Below are 20,662 nucleotides of genomic sequence, written 5' to 3'. Positions count from 1 at the left end.
TTTCCCCCTTAATATTCATAACTCTTATTTTTTAACAAGTTGTTTTGTTACAAAACCTGTTGTATAAATACCACTTTTGAACACATCGTCTCCGAGTACTTGCAGTAACATTGGTGTGTTTGTTTTAATACCTTCTACTTTTAACTCTTCTAGAGCAATTTTTAATTTTGAAATCGCTTCTTCACGAGTTTCACCATGTGCGATTACTTTCGCAATCATTGGATCATAGAAAGGTGTAATCGTTACTTGATTCTCCAAAAAGTGATCAATACGTATATTTGTCGGTAACGTTAAATCTGTAATTTTCCCAGGTGATGGGAAGAATGTTTTCGGATCTTCTGCATAAATACGAGCCTCAATGGCATGACCACTACGTTTTACATCATCCTGTGTAAATGATAGCTTCTCACCATATGCGATAAGTAATTGTTGTTCAACTAAGTCTAACCCAGTAATTTCTTCTGTAACTGGATGTTCTACTTGTAATCTCGTATTCATTTCTAAGAAATAAAAGTTCTTTTGATCATCTACAAGAAACTCAACTGTACCTGCATTTGTATAACCAAGTGCTTTAGCAGCTTGTACAGCAACTTCTCCCATAGCCTTTCGTGTACCCTCATCTAAAAATGGTGAAGGTGCTTCTTCAATTACTTTTTGATTTCGGCGCTGCACTGAACATTCGCGTTCCCATAAATACACTGTATTACCATGTGTATCTGCTAAAAGCTGAATTTCAATATGATGTGCATCTGCTATATAGCGCTCTAAATACATTTCTCCGTTACCAAAGAAATTTTGCGCTCTTGTTTTATTACTTTCAAATGCTTTGGTGAGCGTTTGCTCAGTTTCCATCAACTGCATTCCAATGCCTCCGCCGCCCGCGGATGCCTTAAGCATTAATGGATAACCAATTTGTTTCGCAATTTCAATTGCTTCTTCAGCAGTTTCAATATTTGTAGTAATGCCTGGAACTACTGGCACATCTGCTTCTTGCATCGCTATACGTGACTCAATTTTACTTCCCATCTTAGTAATGATTTCTTCTGAAGGACCGATAAATACGATTCCTTCTTCTTTACAGCGAATCGGAAAAGATGGATTCTCTGATAATAATCCGTACCCCGGATGGATTGCTTCAGCATTTGTCTTCTTAGCTATTTCAATAATTTTTTCAAGGTTTAAATAGCTTTCTTGGACACGTGGACCGCCTACTAAGTAAGCTTCATTTGCCAATTTTACATGAAGGGCATTTTCATCAGCCTCAGAATAAATAGCAACGGTACGAATGCCAAGTTTTTGACAAGTTTTCATAATGCGAACTGCGATTTCCCCGCGATTAGCAATTAATATTTTTTGAAACATAGTGACCCCTCCTTTTTATCTACATCCTAAATGTCTTGCAATTACGAGACGTTGAATTTCAGAAGTTCCTTCACCAATTTCTAAAAGTTTTGCATCACGAATATATCGTTCAACTTCATATTCACGCATATAGCCATATCCACCATGAATTTGTACTGCATGATTTGCTATACGACTTGCAGCTTCAGATGCAAACAACTTTGCCATAGCCGCTTCTTTACCGAAAGGTTTATCGTTATCTTTTAACCAAGCTGCTTTATGTACTAAATTACGCGCTAATTCTACTTCAGTCGCCATATCAGCCAATTTAAATTGAATCGCTTGGAAATTAGAAATCGGTTTTCCAAATTGTTGACGTTCTTTCGCATATTGCAATGCACGCTCAAATGCAGATTGTGCAATACCTACTGCTAATGCTGCAATTGAAATACGTCCTCCATCAAGCGTATATAAGAATTGTTTAAATCCTTTATTTACATCACCAAGAATATTTTCTTTCGGTACACGTACACCATCAAGTACGATTTCACAAGTATTAGAAGCACGAACACCCATCTTATCGTAAGGGCTTGAAATCGTTAATCCTTCACTAGTAGTCGGTACGATAAATGCAGAAATACGTTTTTTACCATTGTCTTCAAAACCGTTGATAGCGGTTACAATAATTGTATTTGCATACTCTGCGTTTGTAATCCAGCACTTTTCACCACTAATAACATATTCATCGCCATCTAAAATTGCTTTCGTTTGTGTGCCCCCTGCATCAGATCCAGCATTTGGCTCCGTTAATCCGAAAGCACCTAACGTTTTACCTGACGCCATTGGAACTAAAAATTTCTGTTTTTGTTCTTCTGTACCGAAATAATAAATTGGAGAAGCACCTAATGAAATTGTTGCAGCATAGCTTAAACCTGTTCCACCACAAGCACGACCAATCTCTTCAACAGCTAACGCGTACGATAACGTATCGCCACCTGAACCTCCATACTCTTCCGGGAATGGGATACCTAATAATCCTAGTTCGCCCATTTTTTGAAATGTTTCATATGGAAATTCCGCAGTTTTGTCATAATATACAGCTTTCGGTGCGATTTCCTTTTCAGCAAAATCACGTACCATTTCTTTAATCATTTGTTTTTCGCGAGTTAGAGTAAATTCCATTCCGCTACACACCCCTTATCGAATATTGAGTTTCGACAGCGTGCGAGTTTCTACTACAAACATTACTTCTTAAAAGACACGAATATTAGTTAGACAATTGCTATAATTCTGTCATAACTTAATTTTAAAACAGATTCTGTACCAATGCACAAAAAAATTCCTACATTGTTCTACAACAACATAGGAGGTTTTGTGTCGAATTATGTAATTTATTGTTTAATAATCTCTACCTTTTCCCGAATCAGAAATTTCTACTAACCCTTCAGGGTATGGTTCGAAATATGTTTGTCTTAATAAATACTTTTCATCAAATCGAATGGCCCATGTTTTTAAAATTACAAGTACACTACTAAGTGGGATTTTCTTTTCAGAATACTTCTGTAACAGCTCTAAAAAATGATCTTTTTCTTGTTTTTTTAGCTTTGTTTTAAAATATCCAAAAATGTGCTCACATACATTTACATTCGATGTATAGCGAGGCGCGCGAATAAATAATTCATATAAAGTCTTCTCATAGTTATCAAATACGACTTCAATTGTTTCATTTTTTTGATTTGCAATAATACGCCCTAATTCTTTTTGTTTTACCTGATTATATGCCATAAATAAATACTTATAATCTGATTGAAACGCTACGAGTTCTTTTATGTTTTTAGTATGTTTAATCATTTTGTAATGCGCGATTGTAAACAATCTTGTAAAGAAATGCTCTCTAATAATAAAATTCGACAATCTACCTTCTTCTTCAATTGGAAGATGCGAAAATTTTTTTATTACTGCTCCGCCAAATAATCCAGTTCCTTTTCCTTTTACTGGCCCTTTTTCAAAACCAGAATAGATTTTCACATCACGAGTTCCGCAACTTGGCGAACGATTCTTCAAAATAAAACCGTCAACTTCAGGTAATGTTTGTAAAAATGCATTTGAAAATTCATTCATTTTTTCAGTTACATCTTCTCGTATTGACGGTTGTACAAGCCTATTCGCACCATTTTTTTCTACAATACGTATCGTTTCACGAGGAGTCCCTAAACCAATTTCTACTTCAGGACATACAGGTATAAATGTAACAAATGGCTGCAAGTTTCGAATTGTTAAATCTGGAACCATCTCTCCATTATAACGACAGGCATCAAATTCTAAACATTTACTTACAACAATTATCGGTTTAGCAAATTGTCGCATCACATTACCTCCGTGGCGTTAGTCCATACAATATAAATTGAATCGTATTTTCAATTTCCACTTCATCGTCCCATTTCTCTTCCGGCAATAATAAAAACCTCGTTAAGAGCAACCCTAATACAGCTGATAAAGTAAGACGTAATACGGAAGATGGCGGAAGTTCAATAATTTCCCCTTCTTCTTGAAACTTTGCAATCAGCTTTTTAAAATGTACAAGCAGTTCTGTTTCTATTAATTGTTGTATTTCACTTTTTAGTTCCGGCTGAAATGGTACTTCTTGAATTAATATTTTTATCATTGGAAAGTGCTTTTTAGCAAATTCAAATCTATTTTGAATTATTACTCTTAAAAGCACTTCATACGATTCATACTCTGTTTTAAATATTTCTTTTGCAAAGGCTTGTACGAAAAATGGTGCAGCAAACTTTGTTAAGGTCGGCATCACGACTGCAAACAATAAATCTTTTTTCGTTTTATAGTAGCGGAAGATTGTTCCTTCCGCTACACCAGCTCGCTTTGCAATTTCACTCGTTGAAGTTGAGGCGTACCCTTTTTCTCCAAACATATCAACAGCTGCCTCTAATATACGCATTTGACGTTCATTACGTTTATCAGTATTAGTTGCGGCAACTAATTCTTCCAGCCAATCCTTCTTCATTTATTGTGCTCCTTTTTATCATCATTATATTTTGCGATGTTTCTTTAATGCAAATACATTTCCTACTGCAAATAATAGTGAAAAAAGTAGTAATACAGTAAGATCTAATGCAATCTCTGTAAACCCTTGATTCCGAATCATTACTTGTCTCATAGCGTCAGCACCATATGTGAGTGGAAATAATTTACCTAACATTTGTAACCATGTATTCATGGATTCCATTGGAAACAACCCAGAAAAGAAGACTTGTGGCACGATAACAAGCGGTATAAATTGAATCATTTGAAATTCATTATTTGCGTATGCCGATAAAAATGTGCCTAATGTTAGTGCAGTTAAAGAAAGCATACATGTTATAAGTAGCGTTAGCCATATTGAGCCAGCTACATATAAATCTAAAATATAAACTGAAAAACTTACAATTATAATAGATTGTATAAATGCAAAGATTCCAAAACCAATAATATATCCTAAAACTATTTCCCATCTTCTCACTGGTGTGGACAATAATCTCTCTAATGTACCACTTAAACGTTCTCTTACAAAAGATACTCCGGACAATATAAATACAAAGAAAAATGTAAAGAAACCAATTAATACGGGACCAAGCCCATCGAACATCGTAATGTCTTTAGAGCCATGTAAATAATCCACTTCAGGCTTCATCATTGATACATTATTCTTCTCTGTACTCTTTTGCAATACTTGAAGTACCGCACGGTTTTTTGATGAATCACTGCCTTCTAATAGAAGATTCATTTTTCCATTTTCTAAATGAATTACTGCATCTACCTTTTGCTTTTCTAATTCCGAAATTGCTTTGTCTTTACTATATTCATAAATTGATGCTTCTTGATTTTTCATTGCTTTTACTATAGGAGCAGGTACATCGACTACAGCAATATGCGGTATATAGTCTTTTTGTGTAAATATTAGCGATAATAACCAAAGTAATAACATTGGTGCCCCAAACATCATTGCTAAAGAACGCTTATCTCGAAAAAATTGACGAATGATACGGATGACTACACCATTAACTCTCATGATTCAATCACTCCTTCTAACATAAAGACATCTTCAATTCGTCCAGAAGATGTTTGTTTTTTCAATTCCTCCGGTGTGCCAATCGCAACTAAATTCCCTTCTCTAATTAGCCCTAGACGTTCGCAAAACTCAGCTTCATCCATAATGTGCGTTGTTACAATAATAGTTGTTCCTTTCTTTTTAAGGTCATAAAACTTCTCCCAAATCGATTTTCGAAGTAGAGGATCTATCCCAACTGTTGGCTCATCTAAAATTAATATTTCTGGTTCATGAAGGAGTGCTATCGCCAATGATAAACGTTTTTTCATTCCACCTGAAAAATGCTGTACTTGCTTTTTCATATGCTCTGATAATTGCACAAGTTCAAAAACTTCTACGATTCTCTCTTTCTTACGCTTACCTTTTAACCCATACATCGTTGCAATAAAATCTGCATTTTCATATGCCGATAGTTCTTCGTATAATGCATCAGCCTGAGCCATATAACCAATTCTTTTCATTTCATTTAGATTAGGCATGTTTGTATTAAAAACAATTACATCCCCTGTAGTTGACTCATTAATACCTGCAATCATTTTAATGAGTGTTGTTTTCCCTGATCCGGAAGGTCCAACCAAGCCAAAAATTTCTGCTTTTTCTACTTGCAGCGAAAGGTTATGCAAAACTTCTTTTTTCCCAAAACTTTTTGATACATCTCGTAAAATAATTGAAGGTTGCTGCACTAAAAATCCCCCTTTTCTTTAAAATGAGTGAGTACTCACTTTTATTTTACTCTCGAATTATTATATGTCAAACTTTTCAAACATATATTTTTTCTGTTATTTACTAAATCAATGAAACAGAGTCGACATTAGAATATTTTTTCTTAAAGTCGACTCTGTTTCATTGTAAATTATTCGATTTTTGTTATGTTTTTAAATTTAAATACCTTCTAATTCTAGCAACATCTAATGAATATTCGATAACTATTTGCTGTATTGGTAATATAACCGTTTCCGGATATAAATGTGCATATTGTAACGTTTCTGCATACTTTTCCAACCGTTTTTCTAAATACTTTACAATTTGCTCAGGATGACTTACTAATAAAGACGTACTATAATAATGAATTTGCTCCTCAATCGCCGTATATTCTTCAATTTCAAATTCTTTATGCATTTGTACACCCCTTTATATTTTTAATATTGCTTAATAATAACTATTTTAACTCGACTAATTTTTAAGTTTTTTGATTATTTACACTATAACAAACTCAATAGGTCAAATTTTGTTACTTTATGTAACGTTGAAAAATTTTAACAAAATTGTAATGGAAACTTGTACTCAAGAAAAACTACCTTTAAATTATTCTCCTGAACAAAAAAGCCGTACAGATTAATTTAACTGCACGACTACAATCTCAGGTCTATTAAAAACTCTTTGCGGAATGATACTATTGCCTAATCCTCTACTAACTATCATAGACGTATTTTGTTGTTCATATAAACCCGCTGTATATTTGGGCAGTATTCCTTGATTAGGAGCAACTAATCCCCCGATAAAAGGTAACCGAACTTGTCCCCCATGTGCATGACCCGATAACACTAAATCTACTTGCTCATCAACATATGCTTCTAAAAATTCAGGCCTATGAGATAGTAATATCTTAAAACCGTCTGAATTCATTCCATCTTTAGCTTTCCTAATCTCATTTTTAACAATATGTTCTTCATCACGATTTCCACTAGTAAATTCTGGATCATCAATACCTAGCAAGTTTATTTCTTGCCCCTCTTTTTGAATACTTACATGCTCATTTCTTAAAACTGTAAAATGGTATTTCTTCAATTCTTTCTCTAAACTGTTATATTTCCCTGACCACTGTTCATGATTTCCTGTCACAAAATATACTGGATACTCCGTCACAAGTTCTCGTATTACTTGCAAACTAATTTCTGCATTATATGATTTACTGTCAATTAAATCACCGGTAATAACAATGATATCAGGGTTCAAGTTTTTTACTTTTTTAATTAAAACATTTTGGTTTTCACCAAATTTTTTATTATGTAAATCTGAAAGTTGGAGGATTTTAAATCCTTTAAAAGAGGAAGGAATTTTGCTAGATGCTATATTAACTTCATTTACACTTATTAAATTGTTCTGCAAATATGAAAATATAATAATACCAACTATTGTACTAACAATCAAAATGACTCTATTAATATTTTTTTTCATAGTTTCTCCTTTTTATTTTCATAAAACATTTATATATGTTAACTGAATTATATTATACTTTTTTGATATTGTTTATGTTAATAAAATAATTCAGTACATGAAATTTTCATTCCGGATACGTAATGTATTTTCATTATATTCTTACTTTTACCCTTTGAATTATAAGAATACAAAAAAACGATTCTTTTCACACGAAAAAGAATCATTTTCTAATTTTATACTTTTAATAACATTATATAAAGAAATGAAAAAACTGAAAGATTATCACTTAAGAGCATTGATTACAACTTCAGCTGCATCTGCAATTAATTTATTATCATAGGTAGCTTCTTTCTCATCTTTACTAGATAAGATTGCAATGATAATAGGTGCCCTGTTCGGTGGCCAAACGATAGCAATATCATTTCGTGTCCCATAACTTCCAGCTCCTGATTTATCTCCAACTACCCAGTCAGTTGGTACGCCTGCACGAATAAGTTTGTCTCCTGTAGCATTTCCTTTCATCCACTCTGTAAGAATTTTACGTTTATCAGCTGGAAGTGCATTTCCGACCGTAAAATCCTTAAGATTGGTAGCAATTGCTTTTGCTGTACTAGTGTCACGAATGTCTCCTGGAATAGCCTCGTTTAACTCTGTCTCAAAGCGATCAGCCATAGTAACCCGATCACCCATCTGTCTAAGTGCTTTTTCATATCCTTTAGGTCCGCCTATTTTATTAAATAAAATGTTCCCGGCGGTATTATCACTGGAACGAACAGCCGCCTCTGCAATTTCCCCAAGTTTCATGCCTGTATCTACATGTTTCTCTGTAATGGGTGAATATTCCACCAAGTCGTCTTTCGTATAAGTGATAACTTCATTTAATTTCTCAGTTGAGTTTTGCTGTAGCAATACTCCTGCCGCTAATGCCTTGTAGGTTGATGCAAAGGCAAATCTTTCGTTAGGTCGATAAGCAATTGTTCGATTTGTACCAGTATCAATAGCATACACACCTAATCGAGCATCAAATTTTTTCTCAAGTTGAGAGAATTCTTTATACGTCGCATGATTTTTATGTTTAACTGGTCCGGTCTTTTCTTTCGCTTCAACTTGCAATGCCCCTCCTGTAAAAGCTTCTAGGCTTGTAAGACTTAAACCTAATATACCAACACATAAACCTACTTTTAACATCCTCTTGTTTTCCAAAACCATCATTCCTTTCAAATTTTCAATACTGAAAACAAGTAGTAAATTCAATACACTGTATCCTATTTGAAAACCTGTTTTTATACGTACACATAATAGACCATCTAAGAAACAAGTTTGTTCCATAAAGTGAAACTTTAATCAGTGGGGGTTTTGTTCATCCCCCACTGATTATCAGCCCTCACCAATCGGGCTTTTACGGGCAGCCCGACTCCCGCCTAACTTCTTTGCTCCAGCTGAATTTTGAGGTGGGAGTTTTACTACCCGGCAAATAGCGGGATAAATTTAAAACCTTTTTAACTAGTAGCCAAGATATTAACAAAAGTAAGAGATAGCAACTATGATAGCCGCTATCTCTTATTTCAAATTTTCCTTTTTCTTTAACTTATAAAGGCTTTTATATAAACAGGGTCTCTTCCCCTGAGAAAAGTGCACAAATTTTACTAATTTTGATTCGAACTATCTGTACTAGCAGCTTCACCATGTATACGTTGCTTTTTTAAATCAAAGTATACATCTAAAATTTCCTTTCCAATTATAGAATTAATTCCATTTTTATCATCATGAAGCCATGGGACTACTACAGAAAATGCTACTTCTGGATTATCATATGGAGCATATCCAACTAATGTTAAGTTGTAACATTCCATACGTTCTCCTTTTGCATTTCTACCAATTGGATCATCTCCACCATATACAGTTTGAGCTGTCCCTGTCTTTCCTGCTGGTTTATATGGCGCATTTTTGAAATACTTCACGCCAGTTCCATCACCTTCTTGGAATACCCATCTAAAACCTTCTTTTATCCGATCAATATGTTCTTTCTTCATATCAACTCGATTTAATACGACAGGCTCTATAGAGCGTATAACTTTACCGACCTCTTCTTCTTTTATTGATTGCTCTCGTATTTCTTGTACAATTTGGGGTTGCATTCTATATCCACCATTTGCAATAGTTGAAATATATTGTGCCAATTGCAATGGTGTATACGTATCATACTGACCGATAGAAAAATCTAATAAAAACCCAGGTTGACTATCTACTTTTCTCGTTTGTCCAGTTATTTCATTCGGTAAATCAATACCTGTTGGGACACCTAAACCAAATTGTTTAAAATAATAACGCATTTTATCAAATGCTTCTTGTTTAATATCCAATGAACCATTTGGTACGTAATTAACTCCCGCAATTTTTAAAGCTGTCTGGAACATGTATACATTCGAAGATACTTGTAAAGCTCGTAAATCATTAATATTACCAAATCCGGATACATTCCATGATTTTTTGGCTTGTGTACCTTTAAATTTCATCGGTGCATCATAAAATTGATCTCCTGACTGTATTGCCCCTGTCTCATATCCAGTTAATAACGTTGCGCCTTTTACAGCTGACCCTAGCTCATACGAAGTTGTCATGTTACCTAATGCCAAATCCTCAATCTCTATTTTCCCTTCTTTTTCTACAATCTTTTTGCCTGCCATAGATAAAATCTGTCCGTTATTCGGATTTGTCATGACGACAAACGCTCGGTCCAACAGTGGCTCTGAACTCTTAAAAGCTCTCAAATTTTTCTCTATACTTTCTTCCACTTTCTTTTGTAATTCCATATCAATCGTTAATGTTAAACTATTACCACTTTTTCCTTTAGAGATTATTTCTGTGTTTATAATGTTTCCTGATTTATCAGTAATGTTTTTCACTTCTTCTTTTGTGCCGTGTAATACATCTTCATATCGTTGTTCAATATAACTTTTTCCTACACGGTCATTACGGTTATATCCACGTACCAAATAAGAATCTAAGTTTTCTTTCGGTAATCCTTCTTCACTACTTGTAATATTACCTAACACGGAACGAAATAAATTACCATTTACATAATTACGTTCCCAATCAACTGTTGTATCTACTCCTGGAAACTCCGCAAGTTTTTCACTTATCCGCGCATATTCTTGATCTGTCACATCTTTTTTTATAATTTGTGGTGTCAGTTGATAACCTGAACTCATTTTACTTTTAATAGCTAACACCTTTAAATCTTGTGCTGTTAATTCTGCCAATTCTACTTCTGTAACGCGACTTCGTCTTAAGTCTTGAATTTTTTTGTCTAGTTCTTTTCCCTCTATTCCCTTTTCTTTAAACTTTCCTATGTCTTTTTTAGTAATCTTTGATTCCGCACGTTTCGTATTCAATTGCATCCAAAAATCTTTTTTATCGATATCGGTTAATTTATTTATATCTTGCTCAGGCATTTCAAGTACCTTCGCCAAGTCTTTTGCTGTTTTTAAAATATCTTCACTCGTAATCCCCTTCACCCTTGTATACGTAATTGTGCGAAGAGATTTATTATTAACGACCGTTTTCCCTTCTCGATCTAGAATCTGTCCACGTGGAACTGGTATACTAGTTGTTTCATTTTGACTGTTTTCCACTTGGTTCTTATAAGCCTCTCCCTCAACGATTTGTACTTTTCCTAGCTGCATAATAATAGCTGAGAATAGTACAAATATGCAAAGGAACATTATATTCAATCGAATAGATATATATGTCTTCTGTTTCTTTACTTTTTGTTCTTTCATAAATCCTCCATATAATTCTTCAGGAAATCCTCACTAATACTTAGTAAATAAATATACTTAAAGCGTTCCCTATATATTAGAAACCACTATTCAGTTATAATAGTGTCTTATCTTTTTTGTTAAATCCTTGTAAGCATCCATTCCTTTTGGTTTAGCCGTGTAATTGATAAATCTCCCTTCCTGTTTTTTCTCTATTTTTTTGTCGCCTGCATTAGAAATGCTAAACTGTATAATGACTCATATTAAACTTACACATAGACTTACTATTAACATGTACTTTTTTCATACTGATTGTTCCTTTCTTCATGCTGTAATACTTAATAGACAACCTAAGTAATAAAGTTGTTCCACATTTACAAAAAAAATAATTAACTATAAGATGGAATAGGCTACATAAGGGAGGGTTATATGTTACATACGAAAAGATGGAGATTTTTTGCGGTTCTTTCTATTGTAAGTGTGATTTTACTACTTTTATTAAAAATCAACTTCATTTCAATTACTATCGCAACTTCTTCAGCTGAAAGAGGAAAAATTCTGGATCAAAATGGTGTAATACTAGCTACAAATAAGAAAGTTAAGTCTCTATATTGCACTTCTAATGATGAAAAACTATCGAATAAAGATACATCAAACACATTAGCTTTTTTCAATCAATTTTCAAACGAGTTTCAACATGACATTTCTACAGAGGACATAAAATCTCAATTACAACAATCCTGTAATAAGCAGACTATGAATGAAATATCCTTATACTCTGATATAAATAAAAATGAAATTTCATTCATAAACAAGAATAAACCTAAAAATGTAGTGATCAAAGACGAATTCATTCGATATTATCCAAAGAACGAAATTGCTTCACAAGTAATTGGGTATGTAGAAAATGACCTTAATTCTAAAAATGTACCTGTTGGTAAAAGTGGGATTGAGTTTCAATATGAAAATGATTTAAAAGGAAAACCCGGAAAAACTCTGATTTTTAAAATGAATAATAAAAAGTTCTTATGGAACATTCAAAAAGTACAAAAAGGAAAAGATGTCCGGCTAGCTTTAGACTCTAAATTGCAGCAAAAAACAGAGGAAGCACTAAGATCTCAAATTAAGAAAGTACCTGATGCTAATGCTGGTTATGCAGTAGTAACCGATGTAAAAACTGGCGCAATATTAACTATGGCCAATTCGGCAGTTTTTGATCCAAATATATTAAATACACATGTATCATCTAAAAAAGAAAACATTAAATCCCTTTCGCAAAATAAAGCAATTCAAAAATTAAAATATGGTGAATCTTATGTAAATATGGCCTCTACTATAAAGCCACTTACTATTTTAATCGGATTAAACGAAAAGCTTTTTCAACCTGAGGATACATATTTGGATAATGGTAGTTTTCAGTATGATAATCAAAATAACATCACCAATGCTCCTGGAACACCAACAGGTGAAATTACACCGAGTCAAGCTATCATTAATTCATCAAATACATTTATGACAGCAAAAGTAGCTCTCCCCTTATTCAACCGAAATAATGGGAATATAGAAAAAGTAGCAAATATATGGACAGATTATTTAAAGCAATTTGGCCTCCGCTCTAAAACTGGTATTGATTTACCCTTTGAAGAAGACGGAGAATATGAATTTCATCCATCTAATAAGTTTGAAAATGGAATCTCTGCTTTATTAAATGCATCTTGGGGAGGAAATGAAGTACACACCCCTCTTCAACTTGCTCAATATGCAGCAACTTTGGCAAGTAAAGGTGATAAATATAAACCTCAAATCGTAAGTGCTATTATTGGTCAAGACGATAAGGAAACAAAAAAGTTTAAACCACTCTTAGAAAGTTCAAATCGTTATCCTATGAAATTTTGGGGTGTCGTGCAAGGTGGGATGAGTCAAAATATAGAGGAGATTAAAAACTTGCCCTTTCATGTCGCGGGTAAAACAGGGATAACTGGCTCTCCGAACGAGCAAGAAAGAATGATAAATCATTCTCTTTTCATTGCATATGCTCCTACCGAAGATCCAAAAATTGCTATTTCTGTCGTTATTCCTGGTAGTAATTCGGAAAAAAATATTGCTGCTCTCGTTACATCAGAAATTTTAGAGTGCTGGAATTCACTTCAAAAAGAGGATAAAGATAAAGAGGAAGGTTCATTAAAGTGAACCTTCCTCTTTTACCATATAGAATCTATATTCGTTATTTCCCATATACCTTCATCATTCTTTTCAAATATGAAAGAATATTTAATATCAGTTAAAACATACTCTTTTTGTACATATCCAGTATAACCGTTAATTGTCGATATTTTTATATATCCATCATTCTGCGCTTTTTCTGGAATCAAAGCTTTTACCATTTCATTAGATACTTCATATAAAACTTGTGATTCTCGTTTTGGTTCAGCTAAAATTTTCGTTTTATTTCCAGTAACAGTTGCATATATAAAATGCGATTGCTTTGGTTGGTTACTTTCTGTCAATCCACTTGGTACTTTGTATTCTTTCTTTGTATCATTTGCAAATTCTCCCCCCATTGTAAGAGCGACTTGCAACTCATGAAAAATATCCTCATCAAACTTCAATTCATCCTTCTGATAAATTTTCCCTTTAAATAGAACTTCATCATTTAACGCTCTATACAGGTCATTTTCATTTTTTGAATTTGTACTTCGATATAACTCATTCATAAATTGTTTTAATGATGGATCTTGAGCAGACTCATCTTTTGTTTTAGGCTTAATTTGAGTACTACTTTGTACCGGTGATTTATTATCATCAAGCCAAGGTTGTTGAACAATAAAAAATAACATTGTACAAACCAAAACAACTACAATAGGCAATGCTTTTTTACGAAATGGTCTCTTGTATGGTACAGAGTCTACTTCACTATTTTGGTATATCGATTGCTTTATTTTATAAATAAATGCTTCTTCATCTTTACGACGCTCCATTGGTCCATTTTTTAATTTGCTATACCAGTCAGGATTTTTTTTATTGTTCATCACTTCTACCCTCCCCTATTAATTTTGAAACTTTACTTCTTGCTCTGCTTAACCTAGATTTGACTGTTCCAATGGATACACCTAATGTTTCAGCCATTTCTTCATAAGATAATTCATATTTCGCGTCCAATATTAGTATTTCGCGGTGTTTTTTAGGTAGTTTTAATACAACATCCCACACATCATTCATTTCCTCTTGATTAAAAAATTCTTGTTCTGCCGATGGAGATTGCTTATCGTCACTAAAAAATCCCACTAAAGATATCCTTTTAAAATAAGAGGATTTCAAATAGTTTATTGCCGTATTTCTTGTAATTTTTAATATCCACGTTTTAATAGATGACTCCTTTCGAAACGAATTCCAATGTTTAAAAACCTTAATAAATACATCTTGTGTGATGTCATCTGATAAGTGTGGATCTTTCGTAATAATAAATGAATAATTCCATACATCTTGCCAATAGTCTTTTATAACATAGTCAAGCTCATCATGATTACATTTTTCAATAAACTTCTGTTCCATTTCCACACCTCAAACTTATTTGAATAAACATAAAGCTGCCCTCACTTTTAATATGGTTTCAATATATAGACATGATACAAGTTTCATTTGTTCCATTGTTTATCTTTTTTTCGACAGATGATATTTCTTAAAAAAATGTAATACAGAAAAACCAGGATAAATTCTTAAAATCATCCTGGTTTTTCTGTATTAAATATATTTTCATTATTTTTTTATAATAGAAACCGCATCTAATACATCCACTTGACTCCCCATAGTTTTAGTGAGTTTTTTCCATTCAGTTTCTGCTTGTGCAGCTTTAACATCATCTGAGTTGTATGGTCTATCTTCTCCATACGATTTATTGAAATGTAGGATTTCCATTGATGTTTCATTTACAGGAATCTGATTGAAAGTTGCATTATCAACAATTACAATCAATTCCTCGTAATTTGGATTACGATAGTGACCAAACCAAGTATCACTAGCATACTGGACATCTATTTTCTTTTCATTAATTGTTAATTCCTTAATTTTTTTATTTTTCTTACTAGCCAATAATACAGCTTTACCTTTTGGAGCTGAAGGTACTGACTTAATTGGGTCTGAACTCCATACTTCATCATCATTATCTGACTCTCTTAATACACCTAACCCAACCATTTTTTTCGCTGTTTTTTGATCCATCATTAATACTTGTTTACCATCAATTTCTGCTTGCTTCACTTTATACAAAGTGTTGGTCTTAATTTCACTTTTATGTTGATTTACTATTCCTTTTAATGATTGTTCTCCTCCAATTAATAAAGCGGCATTCCTTGGTTCTTCTTTCTTCCCAAAAGAACAAGCTCCTAACATAGAAATAGATACAATCCCTGCCACGCACACTTTCATTACTTTTTTCATTGCTTTTTCTCCTCTTTGCTTGTTTTATCAATACGCTACATAATTTTTTTATATAACCGTTGTAAATAACGCCAACGGACAGTGAAAAAGTACACACTTTGAATGGATATAAAGGCTAGTATAATTAAAATCGAAATCTTTAAAACAGAGTAGTCAATTAGCTGTTGCAAGGCTATAAAAGCGACCCCGCTATGAATAATCGCTATAATGATAGGCAAGAAGAACATTAGTATAAGCTGTCGTGTTACGATTTTCTTTAGTTCTTTTCTACTTAGACCGACCTTTGCAATCATTTCGTATTGTTGTTGTTCTCTTTCTAAATCTGCATATAGCCTGAAATATAATAGGCTGGCTGCAAACGTAAAGAATACGATCCCTACTAATACACTGACAATAAGTAAAATACCGTTCTCTTGTTTCGAAGAAATCCATTCAGAATACAACGCTTTAAAATAATGATGTGCTTGCCCCGAATTATGATTACCCATTGTTTCTTCTAATTTTTTTGTAACCACTCTTGATTTCTCCCAATTTTCCACGACAAAACCATATTGACTTTTCATTACGTAAGAATCATCTTCCGTCTTTCTGTTAGGGATTTTATCGTACAGAGAATCCGAAACAACAATAATGGCTCCAATTGAATTTGGGAGAACTATATGTGGGACCGCCTTCTTGACCCGGAGGGACATTTCTAAGTTTTCCTGTACTACATCTATTTTCTCGGGTATATCTTTTCCTCTTGCATACTTTTCTTTTTGCGAAATTATTGAGGGTACTATAATCGCTTCTTGATCATTATCTATCTTTTCCATTTCATACCCGAAGATTTTTGCAAACTTGTTATACTCTGATACTTTGATTAGCACTAAATTATTTTCCGTGAATTTAGGATTCGTAACCGCTACCTGATAAGAGAAATTTGAGCGAGTAAGTTGTTTTTTCATTTCTGTAATGTGCTCTTCTTCTTGTGCATTTTCTCCTAACGAAGTATAGGTAAATGCAAATGGGTTGGTCATTTCGGTTAATCCCTTATTTCCCATTGCTAGGCATGTACCAATCCCTGTGAAGGCCACAGCGGAAACAATCGCTAGCATAAAGAACATAGTTGCATTATCCTTCATACGATAGGCCAATTCAGATATAGTAAGAAGGTTTGTTTTATTAAAAAACAAAGTGTCTTTTTTCTTTAAGACACGTATTACATACACGCTCAACTGTGAAAATAGAAAATATGTCCCTATCACTACAAAGACTACCCCTCCAAGTAAGTAAGGCATAATGAAGTTTCTTTCTAGTACGAAATAGAACACACATCCATACCCTAATCCAATGAAGAATACGGAAAGAAATGCTAATGCTTTTGATGCCTTTGGCTCTGGTTTTGGCTTTTCCTCTGATTTCATCAAATCAATTAACTTGTTTGCTTTTACCATTTTAGAAGTAAACAACGAAATGACTAGAAACAGAATCAAAAATGCGCCAGTTGTCGTAAAGACAGCTTTTATAGGAACGTAAAAAGGAAGACCCTTATCAATCGCTAATATATTTTCACTTGCTAACAAATTGAGCTTTGCAAATATCAATCCAATTAAGATACCAAACATAATAGATCCGATTCCAATTAACATATTTTCTAAAAAAATTAATTTGTTTAACTGCGCCGGTGTCATACCATGCATGATTAAAATTCCAAATTCTTTTTTTCTTGTTTTTAAAAAAGAACTCACCGAATATAAAAGAAAGAAGAATGAAAATACAAAAATGAGATATTGAGAGATTTGCATCCCCATTGTTCCTAAAAGGCTCATTGTTTTACTTGTGGAGGCTAGTTCTCCTTGTAAATCAGGATGAAAAAGTAAGAGTGAATATGTAAAAAAAACCATAACTGAAAATGAGCTACTTAGAAAGTGTGCAGCATAAGTCCGCTTACTTCAAATGATATTATTAAAAGCGAATCTTTGAAAAGTCATGCTTACGACCTCCTAGTAATGCAAGTACATCTATAATTTTTTGATAAAACATTTGTTGGTTTTCTCCGTTATAAATTTCGTTATATAATTTTCCATCTTTAATAAATACAACGCGATCACAAAAACTTGCAGCCACTGGATCGTGCGTAACAAGCATCATTGTTGCATCTTGTTCTTTATTTAATCGTTTTAATAACTCCATTACATCATTAGCCGCTTTTGAATCTAAGTTTCCTGTCGGCTCATCTGCAAGTAATAATTTAGGTTTATGAATTAGAGCACGTGCAATTGCTGTTCTTTGTGCTTGTCCGCCCGATATTTCATATGTTCGTTTATTTAATATATCTTGAATGCCTAATTTTTCTGCAATACCTTCTACACGCTGATTCATATCCTCAACTTTAGTACCATCTAACGTCAGAGGAAGAACAATATTTTCTTTTACAGTTAATGTTGTAAGAAGATTGAATGCTTGAAACACAAAACCTAATTCACGTCTTCGAAATAATGCCAGTTCATTTTGAGATAATTGATATGGATTTTCTCCATTAATCAATATTTCTCCTGATGTGGGAGAATCAATAGTAGAAACCATGTTCAACAAAGTAGTTTTTCCACTTCCTGATGGTCCCATTATTCCTACAAACTCCCCTTTTTTCACACTCAAATTAATGTCGGCGAGCGCTTCATAAGATACCTTTCCTGTATAGATTTTACTCAGTTCACAGACCTTTAATATTTCCATATCGTTTTGCTCCTTTTTATCTTTTAATAACCTAAGTTTATCTAAGCGTCCCTTCTTCTCATATCGATTAACCTTTCATATATCTAACAGGTCTGTAATATTTCTGAAAAGTCAAACTAAATACCGTTCTAACGATTTGCATAAGGGAAAATAATACAGATTGTTGTTCCTTTTCCTACTTCCGACTTTATTTCAATATCATGTTCCAATCTTTTTATAATATTTTTCACAAGATATAATCCCATCCCAGTAGATTCCTTAAATTTCCGACCGTTTATTCCCGTATAAAATGGGCGGAATACTCTCGGGAGGTCTTCTTTTGGGATTCCCACACCATGATCGTGTATTTCAAGGATTACTGAGAGCTCTTCTTCTAATGTAGTAATAGTAACGTTTTTTCTACTTCCTGCTGAATACTTAATGGCATTGGATATCACTTGATGAATAACAAACCGAAGCCACTTTCTATCGGTTTCTACCATAATAGTTTGTTTTACTTTTACTTCTGGATAAACATAGCTACGGATAAACAGACGTTTATTTTCACGGATTACTTCTTGAACGATTTCCTGTAACGAAACTCTTTCCACATAAAAATCTTGCTCAAACGTTTGTAATCGCGCCATATATAAAACCATTTCTAATCCGTACTGCATTTGATCTACTTCTTCCACAATACTTTCAAAAACCTCCCCATTCTCTTCTTGTGTGATCAGTTCAATAACTGATAGGGGCGTTTTCATCTGATGCACCCATTGATTAATAAATGTAAGGTGCTCTTTTTGTTTATATTCCCAAGTCTTTAACTGTTGATGATATTGACTGTATTGTGTCTTTAACACACGCTGAAGTGCTACTGATAATGGAGTGGAATCGAGTTCTTCTAAGGAGTCCTCTAATGTTTCAGAAGGGTTGGATAATTTGTTATAAAATCTACGATGGCTAAAGTAGCGATAAAGTAAAAACGCAATTAAAAAGCATCCTCCTAAAAACACACTATATAACGCAGTAGATAAGTGGTTATATCCATCCAGCCAATAAACAGTTAGAACGACAAATAGCTGAATGATTGAGAAACAGATGAAAGGGATATGTTCACGTAAAAATAAATTCATTATTATACCTCATCATTCTTCCAAGTTATTTTCAAACGATATCCAGCACCACGAACTGTTTCTAATGCATTTTTTATTCCGATTTCCTCTAATTTTTTTCGGACACGTGTAACATTTACACTTAACGTATTATCATCTACATACGTATAGTCATCCCAAAGTTTTTCTAAAATTTTCTCTCGACTAACAATACTAGGAGATTGTCGTAAGAGAGTTTCTAGTAAAACAGTTTCTTTTTTTGACAGTATACACATGCTATCATTTAGCTTTAATTCCATTTTTTCTGGATAAAGTATTAAACCGGATTGCTGAACAACTCTTTCTTCCGCTTTCGGTGCGTATTCTCCGTAAATTCTTCGAAGATGACTTCGGATTTTTGCCATTACAACTTCATAATGAAACGGTTTAGTGATATAATCGTCTGCACCATGTTCAAGTGCCATAACTTGCTCCATCTCTCCACTACGTGCTGATATAAATATAATGGGACAAGTAGAGACCGTTCTAATTTGTCGGCACCAGTAGAAACCATCAAAACTCGGTAAATTTACATCTAATAAAACTAAATCAGGTTGAATTTTTTCAAAGTTAGCCAAAATATTTTCAAAATCCTCTGTAATATTCCCTTCATACCCGTACTTATTAATATGGGATTGAAGTAGTTTAGAAATTTTTTGGTCATCTTCTACAATCATGATTTTATACATATATTTAGCTCCTTTTATTTATGTATCTATTTATTATCTAGAAATATCTAATTAATACTTTTATCTTTTAGTATAAAGAAATTCCCCTCTTACTTATATTGAATAACCTTACTTCAAACTAACAGTTTTGTAATATTTCTGAAAATAAAGTTAAGTATAATAGCTCTTATTTTTTAAACTTCAATTATCTAATTTAATATTTTTAAATTTGTTGTTTTATAATTTTCAAATAAAAAATAATCGTATTTAATTGTGTAAAAAACACGTAATTAAATACGATTATTAAAATCATAAAATCTGCGTTTAGACATAAAT

17 protein-coding genes and 1 pseudogene are annotated in these 20,662 nt (G+C 33.2%); 1 reads left to right on the top strand and 17 read right to left on the bottom strand.

Features of this window, described 5'->3' with window-relative positions; translation table 11 throughout:
• Positions 1 to 24 precede the first annotated feature (24 nt).
• The 10 genes from NSS97_RS13150 to NSS97_RS13105 form a co-directional block, all read right to left on the bottom strand.
• Complete coding sequence (locus NSS97_RS13150; protein WP_044440840.1) at positions 25 to 1,362, bottom strand: acetyl-CoA carboxylase biotin carboxylase subunit; 1,338 nt, start codon at positions 1,360 to 1,362, stop codon at positions 25 to 27.
• 15 nt (positions 1,363 to 1,377) lie between these two features.
• Positions 1,378 to 2,523, bottom strand: coding sequence for an acyl-CoA dehydrogenase (locus tag NSS97_RS13145; protein WP_002032227.1), 1,146 nt, complete (start codon positions 2,521 to 2,523; stop codon positions 1,378 to 1,380).
• A gap of 216 nt (positions 2,524 to 2,739) precedes the next feature.
• Complete coding sequence (locus NSS97_RS13140; RefSeq protein ID WP_107888192.1) at positions 2,740 to 3,708, bottom strand: YbgA family protein; 969 nt, start codon at positions 3,706 to 3,708, stop codon at positions 2,740 to 2,742.
• Between the two features lie 4 nt (positions 3,709 to 3,712).
• The gene (locus tag NSS97_RS13135) at positions 3,713 to 4,366 is read right to left on the bottom strand and encodes a TetR/AcrR family transcriptional regulator (protein ID WP_002065518.1); all 654 of its coding nucleotides are present in this window, start codon (positions 4,364 to 4,366) and stop codon (positions 3,713 to 3,715) included.
• A 24-nt stretch (positions 4,367 to 4,390) separates the two neighbouring features.
• The gene (locus tag NSS97_RS13130) at positions 4,391 to 5,410 is read right to left on the bottom strand and encodes an ABC transporter permease (protein ID WP_033709125.1); all 1,020 of its coding nucleotides are present in this window, start codon (positions 5,408 to 5,410) and stop codon (positions 4,391 to 4,393) included.
• A complete protein-coding gene (locus NSS97_RS13125) occupies positions 5,407 to 6,132 on the bottom strand; it encodes an ABC transporter ATP-binding protein (protein WP_002032219.1) in 726 nt (241 codons plus the stop codon). Before NSS97_RS13125 ends, NSS97_RS13130 begins: the two co-directional genes overlap by 4 nt.
• A 184-nt stretch (positions 6,133 to 6,316) precedes the next feature.
• Positions 6,317 to 6,568 (bottom strand): hypothetical protein, encoded by a 252-nt coding sequence (locus tag NSS97_RS13120; RefSeq protein WP_002017002.1) that lies wholly within the window; start codon positions 6,566 to 6,568, stop codon positions 6,317 to 6,319.
• 216 nt (positions 6,569 to 6,784) lie between these two features.
• The gene (locus NSS97_RS13115) at positions 6,785 to 7,627 is read right to left on the bottom strand and encodes a metallophosphoesterase (protein WP_341112834.1); all 843 of its coding nucleotides are present in this window, start codon (positions 7,625 to 7,627) and stop codon (positions 6,785 to 6,787) included.
• 264 nt (positions 7,628 to 7,891) lie between these two features.
• On the bottom strand, positions 7,892 to 8,818 hold the full coding sequence (gene bla / locus NSS97_RS13110; protein ID WP_440162527.1) for a class A beta-lactamase Bla1: 927 nt from the start codon (positions 8,816 to 8,818) through the stop codon (positions 7,892 to 7,894).
• 437 nt (positions 8,819 to 9,255) lie between these two features.
• A complete protein-coding gene (locus tag NSS97_RS13105; protein ID WP_044440851.1) occupies positions 9,256 to 11,391 on the bottom strand; it encodes a peptidoglycan D,D-transpeptidase FtsI family protein in 2,136 nt (711 codons plus the stop codon).
• A gap of 408 nt (positions 11,392 to 11,799) precedes the next feature.
• Here NSS97_RS13105 and NSS97_RS13100 point away from each other — a divergent pair, with 408 nt between their 5' ends.
• On the top strand, positions 11,800 to 13,560 hold the full coding sequence (locus NSS97_RS13100; protein ID WP_341112828.1) for a peptidoglycan D,D-transpeptidase FtsI family protein: 1,761 nt from the start codon (positions 11,800 to 11,802) through the stop codon (positions 13,558 to 13,560).
• 11 nt (positions 13,561 to 13,571) lie between these two features.
• Here the strand turns inward: NSS97_RS13100 and NSS97_RS13095 are convergent, their stop codons facing one another.
• The 7 genes and pseudogenes from NSS97_RS13095 to NSS97_RS13065 all read right to left on the bottom strand — a co-directional run bounded on the left by NSS97_RS13095 (position 13,572) and on the right by NSS97_RS13065 (position 20,347).
• Positions 13,572 to 14,399, bottom strand: coding sequence for an SH3 domain-containing protein (locus NSS97_RS13095; protein ID WP_131929430.1), 828 nt, complete (start codon positions 14,397 to 14,399; stop codon positions 13,572 to 13,574).
• Complete coding sequence (locus tag NSS97_RS13090; protein ID WP_002127457.1) at positions 14,389 to 14,922, bottom strand: RNA polymerase sigma factor; 534 nt, start codon at positions 14,920 to 14,922, stop codon at positions 14,389 to 14,391. Before NSS97_RS13090 ends, NSS97_RS13095 begins: the two co-directional genes overlap by 11 nt.
• Positions 14,923 to 15,126: 204 nt before the next feature.
• Positions 15,127 to 15,807, bottom strand: a complete 681-nt coding sequence (locus NSS97_RS13085) for a lipoprotein BA_5634 family protein (protein ID WP_002085484.1) — start codon at positions 15,805 to 15,807, stop codon at positions 15,127 to 15,129.
• Positions 15,808 to 15,842: 35 nt separating this feature from the next.
• A pseudogene (locus NSS97_RS13080) lies at positions 15,843 to 17,780 on the bottom strand (FtsX-like permease family protein).
• The gene (locus NSS97_RS13075; RefSeq protein ID WP_002017024.1) at positions 17,755 to 18,525 is read right to left on the bottom strand and encodes an ABC transporter ATP-binding protein; all 771 of its coding nucleotides are present in this window, start codon (positions 18,523 to 18,525) and stop codon (positions 17,755 to 17,757) included. Before NSS97_RS13075 ends, NSS97_RS13080 begins: the two are co-directional and overlap by 26 nt.
• A 128-nt stretch (positions 18,526 to 18,653) precedes the next feature.
• On the bottom strand, positions 18,654 to 19,640 hold the full coding sequence (locus NSS97_RS13070; protein WP_107888187.1) for an ATP-binding protein: 987 nt from the start codon (positions 19,638 to 19,640) through the stop codon (positions 18,654 to 18,656).
• A 2-nt stretch (positions 19,641 to 19,642) separates the two neighbouring features.
• Positions 19,643 to 20,347, bottom strand: coding sequence for a response regulator transcription factor (locus tag NSS97_RS13065; RefSeq protein ID WP_002085493.1), 705 nt, complete (start codon positions 20,345 to 20,347; stop codon positions 19,643 to 19,645).
• Between the last annotated feature and the right edge of the window lie 315 nt (positions 20,348 to 20,662).

Origin of the sequence: Bacillus sp. FSL R12-0074 (assembly GCF_038005725.1) — a bacterium.
In the GTDB taxonomy this organism is placed as follows: domain Bacteria; phylum Bacillota; class Bacilli; order Bacillales; family Bacillaceae_G; genus Bacillus_A; species Bacillus_A mycoides.
Note: the sequence above shows the minus strand (reverse complement) of the source record. Positions and strands in the feature narration are given on the sequence as shown.